16 protein-coding genes are annotated in these 19,271 nt (G+C 61.0%); 5 read left to right on the top strand and 11 right to left on the bottom strand.

Annotation, left to right across the window (positions count from 1 at the left end):
- Positions 1–166 precede the first annotated feature (166 nt).
- The 4 genes from ugpB (at position 167) to O3W47_RS00770 (ending at position 4,348) form a co-directional block, all read left to right on the top strand.
- Complete coding sequence (gene ugpB / locus O3W47_RS00755; RefSeq protein WP_269312702.1) at positions 167–1,477, top strand: sn-glycerol-3-phosphate ABC transporter substrate-binding protein UgpB; 1,311 nt, start codon at positions 167–169, stop codon at positions 1,475–1,477.
- A 69-nt stretch (positions 1,478–1,546) separates the two neighbouring features.
- Positions 1,547–2,428, top strand: a complete 882-nt coding sequence (gene ugpA / locus O3W47_RS00760) for a sn-glycerol-3-phosphate ABC transporter permease UgpA (RefSeq protein WP_003523346.1) — start codon at positions 1,547–1,549, stop codon at positions 2,426–2,428.
- Between the two features lie 10 nt (positions 2,429–2,438).
- The gene (gene ugpE, locus O3W47_RS00765; RefSeq protein ID WP_127758044.1) at positions 2,439–3,287 is read left to right on the top strand and encodes a sn-glycerol-3-phosphate ABC transporter permease UgpE; all 849 of its coding nucleotides are present in this window, start codon (positions 2,439–2,441) and stop codon (positions 3,285–3,287) included.
- The gene (locus tag O3W47_RS00770; protein WP_269312703.1) at positions 3,287–4,348 is read left to right on the top strand and encodes a sn-glycerol-3-phosphate import ATP-binding protein UgpC; all 1,062 of its coding nucleotides are present in this window, start codon (positions 3,287–3,289) and stop codon (positions 4,346–4,348) included. The genes ugpE and O3W47_RS00770 overlap by 1 nt, the downstream gene beginning before the upstream one ends.
- A gap of 72 nt (positions 4,349–4,420) precedes the next feature.
- Here the strand turns inward: O3W47_RS00770 and O3W47_RS00775 are convergent, their stop codons facing one another.
- The 6 genes from O3W47_RS00775 to odc2 form a co-directional block, all read right to left on the bottom strand.
- Entirely contained in the window at positions 4,421–4,864 is a 444-nt protein-coding gene (locus tag O3W47_RS00775; protein WP_077984241.1) for a glyoxalase superfamily protein, read from the bottom strand.
- A 208-nt stretch (positions 4,865–5,072) separates the two neighbouring features.
- Complete coding sequence (locus O3W47_RS00780; protein WP_080820718.1) at positions 5,073–5,771, bottom strand: OmpW/AlkL family protein; 699 nt, start codon at positions 5,769–5,771, stop codon at positions 5,073–5,075.
- A 309-nt stretch (positions 5,772–6,080) separates the two neighbouring features.
- Positions 6,081–7,376 carry an MFS transporter gene (locus tag O3W47_RS00785; protein WP_269312704.1) on the bottom strand — a complete coding sequence of 432 codons (1,296 nt, stop codon included), beginning with the start codon at positions 7,374–7,376 and terminating at the stop codon, positions 6,081–6,083.
- 89 nt (positions 7,377–7,465) lie between these two features.
- Complete coding sequence (locus tag O3W47_RS00790) at positions 7,466–7,867, bottom strand: MarR family winged helix-turn-helix transcriptional regulator (RefSeq protein WP_080820716.1); 402 nt, start codon at positions 7,865–7,867, stop codon at positions 7,466–7,468.
- Between the two features lie 147 nt (positions 7,868–8,014).
- Entirely contained in the window at positions 8,015–8,584 is a 570-nt protein-coding gene (locus tag O3W47_RS00795; RefSeq protein WP_080854677.1) for a GNAT family N-acetyltransferase, read from the bottom strand.
- 193 nt (positions 8,585–8,777) lie between these two features.
- Positions 8,778–9,911 carry an ornithine/lysine decarboxylase gene (gene odc2, locus O3W47_RS00800; RefSeq protein ID WP_003523360.1) on the bottom strand — a complete coding sequence of 378 codons (1,134 nt, stop codon included), beginning with the start codon at positions 9,909–9,911 and terminating at the stop codon, positions 8,778–8,780.
- 537 nt (positions 9,912–10,448) lie between these two features.
- Here odc2 and O3W47_RS00805 point away from each other — a divergent pair.
- A complete protein-coding gene (locus O3W47_RS00805; protein ID WP_065117027.1) occupies positions 10,449–11,342 on the top strand; it encodes a LysR family transcriptional regulator in 894 nt (297 codons plus the stop codon).
- 244 nt (positions 11,343–11,586) lie between these two features.
- Here the strand turns inward: O3W47_RS00805 and O3W47_RS00810 are convergent, their stop codons facing one another.
- From O3W47_RS00810 to O3W47_RS00830, 5 genes are all read right to left on the bottom strand, one after another.
- Positions 11,587–12,540 carry a substrate-binding domain-containing protein gene (locus O3W47_RS00810; protein WP_020810860.1) on the bottom strand — a complete coding sequence of 318 codons (954 nt, stop codon included), beginning with the start codon at positions 12,538–12,540 and terminating at the stop codon, positions 11,587–11,589.
- A 72-nt stretch (positions 12,541–12,612) separates the two neighbouring features.
- Positions 12,613–13,614 (bottom strand): ABC transporter permease, encoded by a 1,002-nt coding sequence (locus O3W47_RS00815; protein ID WP_135399213.1) that lies wholly within the window; start codon positions 13,612–13,614, stop codon positions 12,613–12,615.
- A 50-nt stretch (positions 13,615–13,664) separates the two neighbouring features.
- Positions 13,665–15,188, bottom strand: a complete 1,524-nt coding sequence (locus tag O3W47_RS00820; protein WP_174022856.1) for a sugar ABC transporter ATP-binding protein — start codon at positions 15,186–15,188, stop codon at positions 13,665–13,667.
- Between the two features lie 197 nt (positions 15,189–15,385).
- Complete coding sequence (locus tag O3W47_RS00825) at positions 15,386–16,009, bottom strand: TetR family transcriptional regulator (RefSeq protein WP_269312705.1); 624 nt, start codon at positions 16,007–16,009, stop codon at positions 15,386–15,388.
- A 118-nt stretch (positions 16,010–16,127) separates the two neighbouring features.
- On the bottom strand, positions 16,128–19,262 hold the full coding sequence (locus O3W47_RS00830; RefSeq protein ID WP_269312706.1) for an efflux RND transporter permease subunit: 3,135 nt from the start codon (positions 19,260–19,262) through the stop codon (positions 16,128–16,130).
- Between the last annotated feature and the right edge of the window lie 9 nt (positions 19,263–19,271).

A 19,271-nucleotide genomic window follows, 5' to 3' on the forward strand; every position in this document is an offset into this window, starting at 1 on the left:
ATCCGTTTCCTTCACTTTCGTTTTAATCGTTCCACGTTCTCTTGCATTTTCGTTAGAGTTCGCTTTTAATCAGATCGCTAATACAGAAAAGATCGCCCGCAGCCGGATCGAGGAGGATAGGCTGCAATAAGGGGCTGTATCTTTTACTGTTTTCATAACGGGAGGAATGACCTTGAAAAAACTCAGCTACCGCTTCGCCGCGGCATCCGCGCTTTCGTTTTTTGTCACATCGAATGCATATGCAGTAACGGACATTCAGTGGTGGCACGCCATGACCGGCGCCAATAACGAGGTCGTGGATACGCTTGCCAAAGAGTTCAACGACAGCCAGAAAGAATACAAGATCACGCCCGTCTTCAAGGGCACCTATCCGGAAACGCTGAATGCCGGCATTGCGGCGTTCCGCGCCAAGCAGCCGCCGGCGATCATTCAGGTCTTCGATGCCGGTTCGGGCGTGATGATGGGGGCTGCCGGCGCCATCAAGCCGGTGGCGGACGTGCTGAAGGAAGGCGGCTACACCTTTAACAAGGACGAATATCTGGCCGGCATCGTCGCCTATTATTCCAAGCCCGACGGCACCATGCTGTCCTTCCCTTACAATTCGTCCTCGCCGATCCTCTATTACAACAAGGATGTCTTCCAGAAGGCCGGCCTCGATGCCGCCAACCCGCCGAAGACCTGGCCGGAAGTTTTCGAAGCCGCCAAGAAGATCAAGACCAGCGGTGCGGCCCAGTGCGGTTTCACCTCCACCTGGCTCACCTGGATCCAGACCGAAAACTTCGCCGCCTGGAACAACGTATCCTACGGCAGCAATGAAAACGGCCTTGGCGGCACGGATGTGAAGCTTGCGGTCAATGCGCCGCTCTTCGTCGAGCATTTCCAGGCGATTGCCGATCTCGCGAAAGACGGCACCTTCCGTTATGGCGGCCGCACCTCGGAAGCCAAGCAGCTGTTCATGTCCGGCGAATGCGGCATCCTGACCAGATCCTCCGGCGGCCTTGGCGATATCGTCAAGACCGGCATGAATTACGGCATCGGCCAGCTGCCCTATTATGAGGGCCATGGTCCGCAGAACACCATTCCCGGCGGCGCCAGCCTCTGGGTCTTCGGCGGCAAGAGCGACGCCGAATATAAGGGCGTGGCCGAATTCTTCCACTTCCTCTCCCAGACCAAGATCCAGGCGCGCCTGCATCAGGTCTCCGGCTATATGCCCGTGACCATCGCGGCCTATGAGGAAACCAAGAAATCCGGCTTCTATGACAAGAACCCCGCCCGGGAAACGCCGCTCTTGCAGATGATGGGCAAGCCGCCGACAGAAAACTCCAAGGGCGTGCGTCTCGTGAACCTGCCGCAGGTGCGCGACATCATGAATGAAGAGTTCGAGGCGATGCTGGCCGGCAAGCAGGACGCGAAAGCGGCACTCGATAAGATCGTCGAGCGCGGCGATGCGGCCATCAAACAGGCTGCCGGCAACTAGGAGATCCCCTGCCCCGCCCGCATCCTCGACAGGGTGCGGGCGGCATTCCCATCTCATCAGGAGATCGCCGTGCAAAGCGTCGTATTCCCCAACAAGATCCTGCCCTATCTGCTGGTTGCGCCGCAGATCATCCTCACGGTGATCTTTTTCTTCTGGCCGGCAAGCCAGGCGCTTTATCAGTCGACCATGCGCGAGGACGCCTTCGGGCTGAACAGCAATTTCGTCGGGCTGGCGAATTTTTCGGCCGTGCTCTCGGATGAAAGCTATCTGAACTCGCTGCAGGTCACGGTCATCTTCAGCATCCTGACCGCGCTCGTCTCCATGGGGCTGGCGCTGCTTCTGGCGACGGCGGCAGACCGCGTGGTGCGCGGCAAGGGTTTTTACCGCACCATGATGATCATGCCCTATGCCGTCGCCCCTGCGGTGGCCGGCATGTTGTGGCTCTTCATGTTCAACCCGGCCATGGGCACCTTCTCCTACATCCTGCGCCGCAACGGCATCATGTGGGACCCGCTGCTCAACGGCGATCAGGCCATGCTGCTCGTCGTCGCGGCTGCTGCGTGGAAGCAGATCAGTTACAATTTCCTGTTTTTTGTCGCAGGTTTGCAGGCAATTCCTAAATCATTGCTGGAGGCGGCCTCCATCGATGGCGCGCGCGGTTCGCGGCGCTTCTGGACCATCGTTTTCCCGCTGCTTGCGCCGACAACCTTCTTCCTTCTGGTCGTCAACACGGTCTACGCCTTCTTCGATACCTTCGGCATCATCCATGCGGTGACCGGCGGCGGCCCCGCCAAGGCGACGGAAACGCTGGTCTACAAGGTCTATAATGATGGCTTCGTGAACCTCAATCTCGGCTCTTCCGCCGCGCAATCCGTGATCCTGATGGTGATCGTCATCGCGCTCACCGCCTTCCAGTTCCGCTTCGTCGAGAAGCGCGTGCATTACGGCTGAGGATTTCACAATGATTGAAAATCGCCCGGTCGCCCGCGTGATCGCCCATCTGATGCTCGTTCTCGGCATCATCATCGTGGCCTTCCCGATCTATTACACCTTCGTCGCCTCCTCCATGACATCGACAGATATCATCCGCCCGCCCATGTCGCTTTTGCCCGGCGATCATCTTGGCGCCAATTACACCGAGGCCATGGCCGGCGGTGTCGAAAGAGTGGTCGGCGTCAGCCTCGAGCGGCTGCTGTTCAACAGCTTCGTCGTGGCGCTCGCCATCGCCATCGGCAAGATCGTCATTTCGTTCCTGTCGGCCTTCGCCATCGTCTTCTTCCGCTTTCCCTTCCGCATGGGCTTCTTCTGGATGATCTTCATCACGCTCATGCTGCCGGTGGAAGTGCGCATCCTGCCCACCTACAAGGTCATCGTCGATTTGGGCCTGATCGACACCTATGCGGGGCTGACACTGCCGCTGATGGCGTCGGCGACCGCGACCTTCCTGTTCCGGCAGTTCTTCCTGACCATTCCCGGTGAGCTGGTCGAGGCGGCGCGCATCGACAATGCTGGTCCGTTCCGTTTCATGCGGGATATTCTGCTGCCGCTGTCGAGAACCAATATCGCCGCCCTTTTCGTGATCCTGTTCATCTATGGCTGGACCCAGTATCTCTGGCCGCTGCTCGTGACCAACGACGCCAAGATGAACACGATCATCATCGGCCTGAAGCGCATGGTGGATTTCACCGACGCTTCGACGCCCTGGAATTACGTGATGGTGACGGCGATCCTCGCCATCATCCCCCCGATTATCGTTGTGGTGCTGATGCAGCGCTGGTTCGTCAAAGGTTTGGTGGAGACCGAAAAGTAATGGCAAAAATTGCGCTGAAAGACGTCCGCAAGGTTTATGGCGGCAATGTCGAGGCCATCAAGGGCGTGTCGATGGACATCGCCGACGGCGAAATGATCGTGCTCGTCGGCCCCTCCGGCTGCGGAAAATCCACCCTGCTGCGCATGATCGCCGGGCTGGAAGGCATTTCGGGCGGCCAGATCGTCATCGGCGACCGTGTCGTCAACGATCTGGAGCCCTCCGACCGCGATATCGCCATGGTGTTCCAGAACTATGCGCTTTATCCGCATATGACGGTGCGCCAGAACCTTGCCTATGGCCTGAAGAACCGCAACACGCCGAAGGAGGAGATCGAACGGCGCATCACCGAGGCGGCCAAGGCGCTGGAGATCGAACAGTTCCTGGAGCGCAAGCCGCGCCAGCTTTCCGGCGGCCAGCGCCAGCGCGTGGCCATGGGCCGCGCCATCGTGCGCAAACCGGCAGCCTTTCTGTTCGACGAACCGCTCTCCAACCTCGATGCCAAGCTGCGCGTGCAGATGAGGGTCGAAATCCGCCGCCTGCAACGCTCGCTCGCCACGACAAGCGTTTATGTCACCCATGACCAGATGGAGGCCATGACGCTGGCCGACCGGCTGGTGGTGCTGAATGCGGGCCGCATCGAGCAGATGGGCACGCCGATCGAGCTTTACGAAAAACCGGCCACCACCTTCGTCGCCACCTTCATCGGCTCGCCCTCCATGAACCTGCTGAACCACGGGACGGCGACGGCCAACGGCTCTTCCGGCTGGTCGGTGCAGGCAACCGCGGCACTGCCGCAGGGCGTCGCCACGCTCGGCATCCGCCCCGAAGACATCACCCTTGCCAATGAAGCCCCAGCAGACGCCGCCTTCACCGGCACCGTGCAGGTGGACGCCGTGGAACTGGTGGGTGCGGAAAGCTATGTGCACGGCTCCTTCGCAGACGGCACAACAATCGTCTTCCGTGTCCACGGCCGCTCTCAGCTTCGCATCGGCGAAACGCTGAAGATCGCCGCACAGGCGAAGGATTTTCACCTGTTCGATGCGGCGGGCAAGCGGATTTAAGCTCGGTCGCAGAAACGGGGCACCCGCCACTCGGCGGGTGCTCACACTATAGCTAGAATCTCCGAAGGCTCCCTACCACACCAGCTCCACCTGCGGCCGACCATTTGAAGTTTTCTCCACGGTGCGGCCAGATGTATCGACATTGCAGTGGACGCGCTGGCGGAAGGCGGAAAAGCTTTCGAAAGTCACCACATCCACCGGATCGTCGAGATGCAGGGTCAACCGGTAGCGTTCGGGATCGCCGCCGAGCGCCTGCACGCCCAGAACGGAGGCCACGAAAGGCTGGCCGAGGTAAAAACCTTCCACCCTTGAACCCAGAAGATAGGGGTTGAAGGCGGGGCGGTTGCCGGCCGATGCGTGGAGGGTGTTCCAGTCGCGGAAGCCATATTGCGCGGCGATGAGTTCCAGCGCTTTCGAATGGGTGATTGCCTGCCCCTGATCCTCAAGGGCGGCGCGCAGGCGTTTTGCCTGTTCTTTCAGCCCCTCAAGTGCGGGAAGCGGTTTGGACACGTTCATAACGGTTCTCCAACATGCGCATGCCGAATGTTCCGAAGGGGGTCCGCGTTGCCATCGACGACATGCAAAACATGGGGATGACCGTTATCAAGGAAAGAGCTTCACCAGGGGCATAAATGCCTGCGGACGGCCGGGGCTCTTTTCCCGTGGCCGTCCGTATAACTCAGAAAGCGCCGCCCGTCAAAGGCCGCGCTCAGCGATCCCGAGATCAGAAGCGATAGGTGATACCCGCGCCGATCAGCCATGGATCGAGCTTGGCCTTGCCGCTGATCGGCGTGCCGCCGAGTTCCGCCGTCCAGTCGGTCTTGAGGAAAATCTTCTTCACGTCGAAGTTCACGCCCCAATGTTCGTCCAGCATATAGTCGAAACCGACCTGCACGGCTGCGCCGACCTTGTTCTTGACGTCGAGATTGGTGAAGCCGGGCTTTTCCGTCTGGTCATAGAACAGCGAATAGTTCACGCCCGCGCCGATATAAGGCTTGAAAGCGCCGAAATCGGTGAAGTGATATTGCAGCGTCAGCGTCGGCGGCAGCAGCCACGTCTTGCCGACCGGCGTGCCGGCCAGCACACCTTCGCCATTGATCTTGGCATAGGTGGTGCCGAGGATAAGCTCCGCGGCGAAGTTTTCGGTGAAGAAATAGCTGATGTCGAGTTCCGGGATCACGGTGTCCGAATAGGACAGGCCCGCCCCCGGCAAACCGTCGACGCTGCCGCTATCATGGGTGATGACGCCGAGGCCGCGCACGCGCAGCATCCACGGGCTTGCCGCCGCAATCGCCTCTTCGGCGGTAGGGGCCGGCGCTGCCGGGGCCAGATCGGCGGCCATGGCATTGGCGGATACCAGCATGGTCGCAACACCAACCGCGACACTGGCAAGCAAGGCGGTTTTTTTGTTTCTGTTCGTCATTCCATCTCTCCTATAGCGCACCGCAGCCGGGCAAGTCCCCGGAACCGGCTGATGGCGGCGGGCTTTCGCGAATCTTCGCCTGCCGCAACCGCTTGGGGCCACTATGACGAAGGCAGAGGCGGGCCGATTGAGATGGATCAAACCGGGACGCCGATCATGGATCGGAGCGATTAACCGGCAAGCATTGTGACAATTACGCAACGAATACCGTCCAGCGATCGGGGAGCGGATGCACAACGCGCCCGGCAGATGCCGGAAAAATACGAAAAAGCCTGCATTTGCAGGCCTCCTTCCAGTGCGTCACCTCTATCACGCGGCCTGCGGCGTCAGGGTTGCGGAACCCGGCTTGCGCAGGAGCAGAACCGAGACGGCCGCGATCATGCACATCAGACCGGCAATCTGCAGCGCGGGCATGTAGGTGTCGAAGTCGCTCTTGAAGAAACCGGCGCCAAAGGCGGCGGTGGCGGCTCCCAGCTGATGGCCGGCAAACACCCAGCCGAAAACGAGACCGGCCTTTTCGCGGCCGAAATTCTCGGCAGCGAGCTTCACCGTCGGCGGCACGGTCGCCACCCAGTCCAGACCGTAAAAGACGGCGAAGACCGAAAGCTCCACGAAACTGAACCCCGAGAATGAGAGATAAAGCAGGGACAGGCCGCGCAGACCGTAAAACCAGAACAGCAGGAAACGATTGTCGAAGCGGTCGGAAAGCCAGCCGGCGAAGATGGTGCCGAAGAAATCGAAAATGCCGATCACCGCTAGCGTGCCCGCCGCCGTCACCGCAGCCATGCCGAAATCGCCGCAGATCGAAATCCAGTGTGTCTGGATGAGACCGTTGGTCGAAAGCCCGCAGACAAAGAAGGTGCCGAAAAGCACCCAGAAGACCGGGTTGCCCGATACGCTCTTCAGGGTCACCAGCGGCGATACCAGTGTGGCGAGAAGATTGTGATCCTGCCTGACCGGCTTTGCCACCGCTGTCTCGCCATAGGCCGGCAGGCCGACATCGGCAGGATGGTCACGCATCAAAAGCAGGACGAGAACCATGGCGGTGGCGATCACCGCAACGGACAGGGTCAGGGCGGTTCGCCAGCCATAGGCTTCCGTCAGCGCCGCCAGCAGCGGCAGGAAAACAAGCTGGCCGGTGGCGTTGCTCGCCGTCATAAGGCCGATTACCAGTCCGCGACGCTTGGAAAACCAGCGTGTCGCCACGGTGGCGCCCAATACCAGCGCGGTCATGCCGGTGCCGACGCCGATCACCACGCCCCAGAGCAGCAGCAATTGCCATACCTCGGTCATGAAGAAGGAGGCGACGATGCCGCCCATGATCAGGGCAAGCGCGGTGGACACCACCTGCCGGATGCCGAAATGATTCATGAAGGCGGCGGCAAAAGGCCCGAGCAGGCCAAAAAGCACCAGCCTGACGGCCATTGCGGAGGAAATATCGGCGATATCCCAGCCGAATTCCTGATGCAGCGGCTGGATCATCACCCCCGCGGACCCCATCGCACCGGCGGTGGCCAGCATGGTCAAAAAGGTGGTTGCGGCAACGAGCCAGCCATAATGCAGATTTCTGCCGGCCATCCAGCTGGCGAGGCGTGTGGAGAGCATGTTCAAATTCCCTTTCCAGCGGCCGCGGCCGATATTTTGCGGGTATATACCCCATATTGCGGGCAGATACCCGCTTATATCCCCAAAAATCACAGGGCTGCGAGCAGTTCCTGCAATTGTGCTGTCTTCTCAGGCCCAAGCCGGGCCTCTATTTCATCCTGCACCCCATCCCAGAGCGGCGCGCCCGCTTTCAGGATCGCGTGGCCTTCCTTCGTCACCGTCAGCATCGCTTCCCGCTGATCCTCCCCGTGACCGATGGCGACCAGACCCATGCGAGCCAGCACCCTGGCGTTGCGGCCGACGGTGGAGCGATCCAGCTCCACCCTCGCGGCGAGATCGGTCAGCGAGACCGGCGCGGTGCGATTGATGTTCCGCAACAGGCTGAACTGACCGATATTCACGCCAAGCGGCGCCAGGGCCTCGTCATAATAGGACGAAACCTTGCGGGATGCTTTGCGCAACAGGATGCAATGGCAACTATCGTTTGGCATTTGTCTCGGGTATATACCCGTAAATTTCTGCGCGCAAGAGACGCTCCGAGAAATTATCGGTGGGCAACGGCCGACCCCATGACCATGGAGCAGAAACAATAAACCCCGGCTTTGGGCCGGGGTTTGATATCAGCAGCGAGACCCGTCTCAGGCAGAGAGCCTGCGGCCACTTGCCACCAGCAGGCCGGCAGCGCCTTCAAGCCAGCCGGCTTTCAGTTCCAGCGCCAGGAAACGGCTGCGCTCGAACGGGCCGGGCATGATGAGGTGCTGGGCCTTGTCCGCGAAAAAGCCGAAGCGCTCGTAATAGGGTGCGTCGCCAACCAGAAGAACGGCGCCGTGGCCACGCTTGGTGGCTTCGGCAATGGCAGCGCGCATCAGCGCCGAGCCGATGCCCTTGCCCTCATGGGCGGCATCGACGGCCAGCGGGCCGAGCAGCAGCGCTTCGACGGCGCGGCCTTCGCGCGAGATACCGGCCTCGACGTTCCACAGGCGCACCGTGCCGATGACATGGCCATCCTCATCGCGGGCAACCAGCGCCAGGCCTTCGGCCGGAATGCGACCCGCGCGCAGCTTTTCGGAAGACTTGCGGCGGCGGCCGGCGCCCATGGCGCGGTCCAGCAGGTTCTCACGGGCGACGACATCGCCCGGATTTTCCTGATCGACATGAAATGTCTGCGGCGTGAAAAATGCCCGTACCGAATTCAAAAGAGCGGCCATCCTTGGCCTCCCGTCACACTACCGCCCACACGCGGCCCTTGATGAAAAATTGGTGGAGCCGTTCCGGCCCGCCGACACGCTTTCCTCGGCTGGAAGAGGTGCAGCAAGCAGGGATTTGCGCAACAGCACAATCGGCAAAGCCGGAACGGAAGCTTGGTCGAGACGCCGCCCTTTTCAGCGGACGGCGCTCGGATCAGATGACATAGGCCTTCAGCGGCTCGAAACCGTTGAACGCGACCGCCGAATAGGTGGTCGTGTAAGCGCCCGTGCCTTCGATCAGAACTTCGTCTCCGATGGTCAGCGAGACCGGCAGCGGGTACATGTTCTTTTCATACAGCACATCGGCGCTGTCGCAGGTCGGGCCGGCCAGAACGCAGGGCTCCATCTCGTCCTGATCGCGCTCGGTGCGGATCGGGTAACGGATAGCCTCGTCCATCGTCTCGGCGAGACCGCCGAACTTGCCGATGTCGAGGAACACCCAGCGGTGGTTGTCATTGTCGGACTTGCGCGACACGAGAACGACTTCCGCCTTGATGACGCCGGCATTGCCGACCATGCCGCGGCCCGGCTCGATGATCGTCTTCGGGATCTGGTTGCCGAAGTGCTTGCGCAGCGCCGTGTCGATCGCCTGGCCGTATTCTTCGGCAGCCGGAACGTCGCGCAGGTACTTGGTCGGGAAACCACCGCCCATATTGACCATCTGCAGGTGGATGCCCTGCTTGGCAAGCGAAGCGAAGACGCGCTTGGCATCGGCCAGCGCCGCATCCCATGCGTCGAGATTCATCATCTGCGAACCGACATGGAAGGATACGCCGTAGGATTCGAGGCCGAGCTGATGTGCATAGACGAGAACGTCGACAGCCATCTGCGGAACGCAGCCGAACTTGCGCGACAGCGGCCATTCCGCACCTTCGCCATCCGTCAGCACGCGGCAGAAGACGCGCGCGCCGGGAGCGGCACGGGCAACCTTCTCGACTTCCTCGTGGCTGTCCACCGCGAAGAGATCGATGCCGAGCGCATGGGCGCGCGCAACATCGCGTTCCTTCTTGATGGTGTTGCCGAAGGAAATACGGTCGGCCGTCGCGCCGGCATCGAGCGCCATCTGGATTTCAGCCACGGAGGCGCAATCGAAGTTGGAGCCGAGCGAAGCGAGCAGCTTCAGGATTTCGGGAGCCGGGTTTGCCTTGACGGCATAGTAGATCGCGCTGTTCGGCAGGGAGTGCCGGAAAGCGTTGAAATTGTCGCGCACGACGTCGAGATCAACCACGAGGCAAGGGCCTTCGGGACGTCGGGTCTTGATGAAGTCGAGAATGCGTGCAGTCGTCATCGATGTATTCCCTGTTAAACCGGCTTCGGAAAAATCCGAAGGACAAAGGACGCTCGAGATATGCATTCGAATCAGCCGGTGGAGGCGCAGAATCGATAGCATACGCTCAAGGCGCGAATGTGAACGACGCCCTGCCAGAGCATCATTCGGCTTTGTCTGCCATGGATTGGAGGGAATGACCCGACCGCACTTCAGGCAATGATGGTGTGCCTCTTTAGTACCCCGGCTGATGGAAAGCCGGCAGAGAACCAGAAAGGCCCGCACCGTCGTTGCTTCGTATGTCCTCGCATTTTCCGGTTGGCCGGAATAGCGACTGGAGGGGTTAGTTCCAGGTACCTTACCTAAATCCTCACCACATCGAGGAATCGGCGGACACACATGGGCACGTGCGACTTTGGGCAGCACGGGAAATAAGAATATTCGCCGTCATAATCAAGAGGAATTTTTCATCATATCGCGGATTTTTTCGGCAGCAATTTTAAGGTTGAACAGTAGCCTTCCAGCGTTCAATTATGTGGAACGAACCGGAGGATTTTCATGGACACGCTGACCCGCATCCGCGCCTTTATCGATGTCGTCGAAGCGGAGGGTTTTTCCGCCGCGGCGCGCAAGACGGGGCGTTCCAAGGCGCTTCTGTCCAAATATGTGCGGGAACTGGAGGACGATCTCGGCGCGCTGCTCCTCAATCGCACCACCCGGCAGTTCTCGCTGACGGAGGCCGGGCACACCTATTACCGCACCGCCTCCGACATTTTGAAGGAGATCGATAACCTTGCCGATCTGGTGCGCGAAAAGAATGCCGATCTGAAGGGCAAGCTCAGGATTTCGGTTCCCCGCACCTTCATCGACGCCGATGTCGGCCAGAGCCTGATCGACTTCGCCAAGGAAAATCCGGAACTGTCGCTCGAAATCGTCGCCGAGGACCGGTTCGTCGACCTGATCGAGGAGGGTTTCGATCTCGCGGTTCGGATAACCCGGCTGGAAGATTCCGGTCTCATCGCCCGCAAGCTTTCCGATTTCCGGGTCTATGCGGTGGCGACGGCGGATTTCGTGGCGCAGCACGGGCCGCTCGACGGACCGCAGGATTTCTCCCGCGTCCCCTTCATCATCGACACCAATACGCGTTTTCATAATACGGTGCGGTATCTGGAGCCGGATGGCGGCTCCAATTCGGTCACCATCAGCGGGCCTATCGAGGTCAACAGCCCACAGGCGACGCTGCGCGCCGCCCGCGCCGGCCTCGGCATCGCCATGGTGCCGGATTTCATCGCCCGGCCCTATATCCAGTCCGGCGAGCTGGTGACGCTGTTCGACGATTATATCTCCAAGGACAGGGGTATCTATGCGGTCTATCCGCATCGCCGCTACCTGCCGGCCAAGGTGCGCAGCTTCGTGGATTATCTCTCGGCGTGGTTCAGGAAGAATGGATGAAGGGCCGGGCGGCATTCGCCGAGCGTCCTTCCGTCATGCCGGACTTGATCCGGCATCCAGCCACGGCGCGTCTGCGCCGTGAAAGGACTCTCCCGCGATCAAGTACTTGATCGCCCTGGACCCCGGATCAAGTCCGGGGTGACGGAGTGGGATGCAGCCGTCTCGTCAAATCCAAACCTCGGCAAACTTTTAGCAGCATCGACGCCCGCGTTTTAGCGGGCGTCGCTTGGCAGAAGCCAGCTCGTCAGAACGGCGAATCCGGGAAGTAGAACTGCTCGGCATTGTCCTTGGTGATGAGCGTCGCATCGAGGATATATTCACCCGCGACCGGCACCTGATCGTAGAAATGCCCGGCCGTCAGCTGCATGGCTGTCGCCACCATCGCCGGCGGGTAGAGCACGTCGACCGGCACCAGCTTGTCCCCGTCCATGACCTTCTTGATCATGTCCTTGGAACCGGCGCCCGCGACGATATACTGGATATCGGTGCGTTTCGCCTGCTGGATGGCTTCCAGCACGCCAATCGCCATGTCGTCATCCTGACACCAGACCACGTCGATCTTCTTGTACTTGGTCAGATAGTCCTGCATCACGCGGAAGGCGTCGTCTCGGTTCCAGTTGCCGTACTGGCGGTCGAGAACCTTGACGCTGGAACCAGCGATACCCTTGTCGAAACCATCCTGACGCTGCTGATCGATCGGGATCGGCAGGCCGCGAATGACCACGACTTCGGCGTCAGGCGTCGTCTTCTTGATGTATTCGCCGGCCACCTGGCCAAGTGCGGGGTTGTTGCCGGCAACATAGAGATCGCGGATCGAATTGTCGTTGACGCTCGGCGCGCGGTCGACCAGCGCGACGAAGGTGCCCTTGTCCTTGATCTCCTTGATGGCGTTGACCAGCGGATCTGGATCGGACGGCAGCACGACCAGTGCGTCCAGCCCCTGCACGGCAAGATCCTGCAGGGCATTCGCCTGATTGGCGGCGTCCGGCGATGTCTTGACGATCACATTAAGTCCCGGATGCTCCTGCATGAGCAGCTTCGCCACGCGCTCGGCATGGTAGACGACGCCCGCCGTCCAGCCATGGTCGGCCGCTGGAATGGATACGCCGATTGTGACCTTCTTGTCCTGCGCATGCGCTGAAGCGGCAAGCACCGTGGCCAGCGCGGCAAAGGCCACGCCGATGAATTTACTACGCATAGTCTCTTTCCTCCCAAGACCGGGGCGTTCCTCCTTCGACCGCGCCTGCCCCACATGACGCGGCGTGATACGTCACCTGCGGCTGAGCGAACGCTGCACCAGCATGGCGATGATGATGATCGCACCCTGAATGGCGCCGATCAGATATTCGCTGACGAAGTTCGACAGGATCATGATGTTGCCGACGATCTCCAGAATGAAGGCGCCGCAGATCGTGCCCCAGATGCGCCCTACCCCGCCTCTCAGCGCCGTGCCGCCGACAACGACGGCGGTGATGGCCTGCAGCTCCCACAACATGCCTGTGGTGGCCGAAGTGGAAGCGAGGCGCGGCACGTAAAGCAGCACCGCAACGGCGACACACAGCCCCTGTACCACATAGGCGACGGTGCGGACGCGGGCGACCGAAATGCCGGAATAACGCGCCACATCCTCGCTCGACCCTACTGCGGTCAGATGCCGCCCGTAACGGGTGCGGTAAAGCACGAAGGCGGCTATTGCCGCAGTGACGAAGATGACGATGACCGGCACCGGCACGCCAAGGACATTGCCGAAATAGACCGGGCGATAAAGCGTCTGGATTTCCGGGTTACGCAGCGTAATCGCCCCGCCCTGCGACAGCCATGTGGTCAAGCCGCGATAAATGCCCATGGTGCCGAGCGTGGCGATGAAGGGTTCGATGCGGCCGATGGTGGTGATGAGGCCGTTCGTCAGCCCGCAGGCAGCCCCGATGGCGAGCGCCAGCGCCATGGCGGTGAGCAGCATTAAAAGCGGACTGGCGATGACGCCGCTATTCATGAACAGGATCATCAGGCTGGCGACGAAGGCCACCATCGCGCCAACTGAAAGATCGAGCCCGCCCGAGGTGATGACGTAAGTTGCGCCAAGAGCGATGATGGCGATGAAGGCGCTGCGGGTGACGACATTCAGGAGATTGTCGATGCCGATGAAATTGGGATTGGCGATGGTGCCGAGAACCAGCAGCAGGGCCAGCGCCACGAAAGGCGCGACGGCGCGCAGGTCCCAGTCCTTCGAGGTCTTCGGCGTTTTGCCGTTGTCAAATGCGGCCTCAGTCATGTTTCCCCTCAGTCTCTTTTGTCAGGCCATGTTTCGCGGCACACGGGCGCTCAGGCGGGTTCCTGCGTATGAACGCCCGTCGCCAGCGCCACGATGTCGTTTTCGGTCATGCGCTCGCCGGTCACCTCACCGACGATCCGGCCCGACCGCATCACCAGAATGCGGTCGCATATGCCGATCAGCTCCGGCATTTCCGAAGAAACCACGATGATCGAGCGCCCCTCATCCGCAAGCCTGGCGATGAAGCGGTAAATCTGTTCCTTGGTGCCGATATCGATGCCGCGCGTCGGTTCGTCGATGATGACGATGGAGGGATCGAGCAGCATCATCTTGGCCAGCAGCAGCTTCTGCTGGTTGCCGCCGGAAAGCTGGCCCGCCAGCAAATCCTTGCGGCCGGTGCGGATGTCGAAATCCCGGACCGCATCATCGAGCGCCGCCGTTTCCCGGCGGGTATCGATCTGGAACAGCCGGCTGAATTTCTTCAGCGAAGCAAGCGTGAGATTGACACGCAAATCCTTGGTAAGCAGCAGGCCCTTGCCCTTGCGGTCCTCGCTCAGATAAACGATGCCGGCCTTCAGGCTGTCTTCCGCCTTTGCGAAATGCACCGGCCTGCCATGATGCCGCACGGTTCCCCGCCCGGCGCGCAGGCCGAGCATTCCTTCCATGAGTTCCGTTCTGCCCGCGCCGACCAGACCGGCAAAACCGAGGATTTCGCCCTTTCGCAGGCTGAAACCGGCATCCTCCGCGTAACCCGGAACGGTAAAATGCTCCACCTGCAGAACCGGCTCGTGCTCGCCGCCGGCGGCGCGGTCCGGATAAAGCTTGGCGACATCGCGCCCCACCATCAGCCGCGCCATATCGGCAGGCTCCAGCGCCGATGCCGGATGGGAGGCGACCAGCCTGCCGTCTCGCAGAACCGTCACCCGGTCGGCGATCTCCTTCACCTCCGGCAGACGGTGCGAAATATAAAGCACGGCCACGCCCTTCGCCCGGATGTCGCGAATGACATTCAGCAGCGCATCCGTTTCGATGGGCGTCAGGCTCGCCGTCGGCTCATCGAAAATCACCACACGATGCGGCACCAGCAGCACACGGGCGATCTGCACCAGTTGCCGCTGGGCAATCGACAGGCTGCCGACAATGGCGTCCGGATCGATCGTACCGCCGAGATCGGCGATTGCCTTGCGGGCGCCGGCGCGCATGGCGCGGTCGTCCACCATGGCGCCCCGGCGCACTTCGCGGCCGAGATAGATGTTCTGCGCCACCGTCAAATCCGGGGCCAGCAATATTTCCTGATGCACGAGAACGATGCCGCGATGTTCGGCATCCACCGGACCGCTCAGCGTAACGGCTTCGCCATCGATGCGGATTTCCCCGCCCGACGGCTTTTCATTGCCGGCCAGCAGCTTCATCAGCGTCGACTTGCCGGCGCCATTCTCGCCAATGATCGCGTGGACCTCACCGGCGCGCACCGCGATCTCTATATCCTTGAGAACCTGTACCGGCCCGAAGGACTTGGACAGCCCAACCGTCCGGATAAGGGCGTGGTCTGGAGATTCGTCAGCAAAAGCCATGTGCCGTCACCGGTATCCGGCGTGAACGGGCGGCGCTTGCCCCTTGATTTTATCTGAAACGACCATCTGCGAACTCCTCCCAAAGCTCGAGGAAGAAGCTAACCTCCGTTTTGAGGTACGTAAAGCAAATTTCGCTGGTCTTCTGGAATACTCTTAAATTCGACCCGTATTGCACGGACGATGCAGGCCGCCTTCGGTCATGACGCCGGGGGACGCTGGAACCCCTTCATGAGACGATGCATGGCCTCGGCGCCTTCCTTGACCAGATCGAAACGTTTCCCGAACAGCAGCCAATCGTAGACGATACCTTTGATCAGCCAGTAGAGCGCACCGAGCGCCGATTCCGCCGTCCAGTTGTCGTTGAAGATGCCCTCGGCCTGCGCTCGCTCGAAAGCCGCCTCCAGCCGCTCCTTGTGGTAACGGTCCAGCTCTTCCTGCGCATGCAGGACGGGGGCGAATTCGTCGGAATAATTGGTGCGCAGGCTAATCGTCATGATGCGCTGGCGCTGTTCGTCTTGCGCCAGAAGCGCAAGCCACTTGCACGTCGCCTCCTCGATCTTTTCCAGCAGCGCCGCACCCTTAAGGTCCGGATCGGCAAAGTCCAGCAAATCCGACTCAGGCAACGCGACCGATTCGTAAAGGCCGATGAAAAGGTCGCTCTTGCTGGAAAAATGCCAGTAGATCGCTCCGCGCGTAACGCCAGCCGCAGCCGCCACCTCATCCAGAGAGCTGTTGGCCACGCCCTTCTTGAAGAACACCCGCTCGGCAGCGGCAAGGATCGCCTGACGCGTCTCTTCTGCCTCGGCCTTGGTACGGCGCATGCTGATGTCTCCTTCCAGTCGCGGCACGGCGCTTTCGCACCGTGCCTTGTTTGCGGTGCCGGGCTGTCAGTCAGATGAACGCATTCACGTGACTTTTCGCCCAGCCGTCACACCCGTTTTATTCCGCCGGCGATACCGCGTCAGCAGCAATCTCATTCTCCTTCTTCCGATCCCCGAAAAACTTCGCGACAAACACGAAGAAGACGGGAACGAAGAAGATCGCAAGGATCGTCGCCGAGATCATGCCGCCGAGCACGCCGGTGCCGATGGCGTTCTGGCTGGCCGCACTGGCACCCGACGCAATTGCCATCGGCAACACGCCAAGCGAGAAGGCAAGCGAGGTCATCAGGATCGGCCGGAAGCGCAGATGGGCCGCCTCCACCGTCGCATCATAGGTGGATTTGCCCTCCGCCCGCAGATCCTTGGCAAATTCGATGATCAGGATCGCATTCTTGGCCGAAAGCCCGATGATGGCGACAAGGCCAACCAGGAAGTAGACGTCGTTCGGCATGCCGCGCAGCATCACCGCCGCCACCGAACCGATGACGCCAAGCGGTACCACCAGCATGACGGAGAGCGGAATGGACCAGCTTTCATAAAGCGCCGCCAGAAGCAGGAAGACGAACAGCACGCTGAGGCCGATAAGCGCCGGCGCCTGCGAACCCGACTGGATTTCCTGCAGCGACTGGCCGGTCCATTCGAAACCGAAGCCGCTTGGCAATTCGCCCGCCAGACGCTCCATTTCGGCAATCGCATCACCAGAGGAGTAGCCGGGTGCCGACTGGCCACCGATACGGATCGCCGGATAGCCGTTGTAACCCACCACCTGCGACGGGCCGCGCACCCATTCCACCGTGGCGAAGGAGCTTACCGGCACCATGCCGCCATTTGCATTGCGGACATTGAGGTTCAAAAGATCCTCGGTCTTCATGCGCTGACCCTGCTCCGCCTGCACCGTCACGCGCTGCATGCGGCCGGCATTGGGGAAGTCGTTGACGTAGGACGACCCCATATTGGCCGAGATGGTGGCGTTGATGTCGCTGAAGGTCACGCCGAAGGTGTTGGCCTTTTCACGGTCGATGATGAGGTTGACCTGCGGAGAGTCCGGCATGCCTTCCACGCGCAGGCCGGCCAAAATCGGGCTTTTCTGCGCTGCCGCCATCAGCTGTGCACCGGCGGCGCTCAGCGCCGTCTGTCCGGCACCCCCGCGATCCTGCAGGCGGAAGGTGAAGCCGCTGGAATTGCCGAGTCCCTGAATAGGCGGCGGCGATAGCGTGAAGGACATCGAACCCGGCAGGCCCCAAAGCTTGCCGTTGATGCGTTGAGCGATGGCGGATGCGGAATCCTCCGGCCTACGCTCGCTCCAGTCCTTCAGCGTCGCGAAGGCGAGACCGGCATTCTGGCCGGAACCGGAGAAGGAGAAGCCCGAAACCGCAATCACGCGATCGACCGCCGGCTCCGCCAGGAAGATCTTTTCGATTTCCTGGATGGATTGCAGGGTGCGTTCGCTGCTGGCTTCCGCCGGCGCCTGAATGTCGACGATCAGGTAACCCTGGTCCTCATTGGGCAGGAAGGAGCTGGGCAACTGCATATAGGCCCAGCCGAGACCGACGAGCAGCGCCGCATAGATGACCATGAAGCGGCCGGAACGCTTGATGATGCTGCCGACCGACGAGGAGTATTTATGCGAGGCCTTGTCGAAGCCACGGTTGAACCAGCCGAAGAAGCCCTTCTTCTCATGGTGCCCGGCCTTGATCGGCTTCAGGAACGATGCGCAGAGCGCCGGCGTGAGTGACAGCGCAAGGAAGCCCGAAAACAGGATGGAAACCACCATGGTCAGGCTGAACTGCTGGTAGATGATGCCGACGGCGCCGGGGAAGAAGGCCATGGGCACGAACACCGCCGTCAGCACCAGCGTGATGCCGATGATGGCGCCGGAAATCTGGCCCATCGCCTTGCGGGTCGCCTCCTTCGGCGACAGATGCTCTTCCGCCATGATGCGTTCGACATTTTCCACCACGACGATCGCGTCATCGACGAGAATGCCGATGGCGAGAACCATGGCGAACATGGTGAGCACGTTGATGGAGAAACCCGAGACATACATGATGGCGCAGGTGCCGAGCAGCGCCACGGGCACCACCAGTGTCGGGATGATCGTGTAGCGGATGTTCTGGAGGAAGACGAACATCACCACGAAGACGAGGATGATCGCCTCCACCAGCGTGTTGATCACCTTCTGGATCGAGATCTTCACGAAGGGGCTGGTGTCGTAGGGAATTTCATATTCCAGACCCGGCGGGAAATATCGCGACAGTTCCTCCATGGTGGCGCGCACGCCATCGGAAGTCTGCAGCGCATTGCCGGTGGGCGACAGCTGCACGCCGATGGCCGCACTGGGTTTGCCGTTCAGGCGGCTGGAAAAGGCGTAGCTTTCGCCGCCCACTTCCACCCGCGCCACATCCCGCAGCCGAACGGACGAACCGTCCGGATTGGCGCGCAGCACGATGGAGCCGAACTCCTCCGGCGTCGTCAGCTGGCCCTGAACGTTGACGGTGGCCGAAATCTGCTGGCCGATGGGGTTGGGCGATGCGCCGATGCGGCCAGCCGCAACCTGCGAGTTCTGCGCCTGAATGGCGCCGATAACGTCGGACGAGGTGAGGCTGAGGCCCAGCATCTTGTCCGGGTCCATCCAGATGCGCATGGAGCGCTGGGTGGCGAACAGCTGCGCGCTGCCGACGCCCGGCACGCGGCGCAATTCGCCGACCACGTTGCGGCTGAGATAATCGCCGAGGCCGATGGCATCGGTATTGCCATCAACGGAGGTGAGCGCAACCATCATCAGGAACGAGGTGCCCGCCTGCTCGACGCGCAGGCCCTGCTGCGTGACCGCCTGCGGCAGACGCGGCTGAACGCGGGCGATGCGGTTCTGCACCTCGACCTGCGCCTCGCCGATATTGGTGCCCGGCGCGAAGGTGACGTTGATGGAAATGCTGCCGGAGGATTCGGAAGTCGATTCGAAATAGAGAAGACCCGGAACCCCGTTCAGCTCTTCCTCGATGGGACGCGTGACGCTCTGGTAAATGTCCTCGGGCGCGGCACCGGGATAGGTGGTCGCAATCGAAATCTGCGGCGGTGCCACATTCGGATATTGCGCAATCGGCAGCATGGGAATGGCGAGCAGGCCCGCCAGCATGATGAAGATGGCCACGACCCAGGCAAAAATGGGCCGATCGATGAAAAAACGTGCCATGAAATCGGT

The sequence above is a fragment of the Agrobacterium sp. LMR679 genome (assembly GCF_027157905.1).
GTDB lineage: Bacteria > Pseudomonadota > Alphaproteobacteria > Rhizobiales > Rhizobiaceae > Agrobacterium > Agrobacterium leguminum.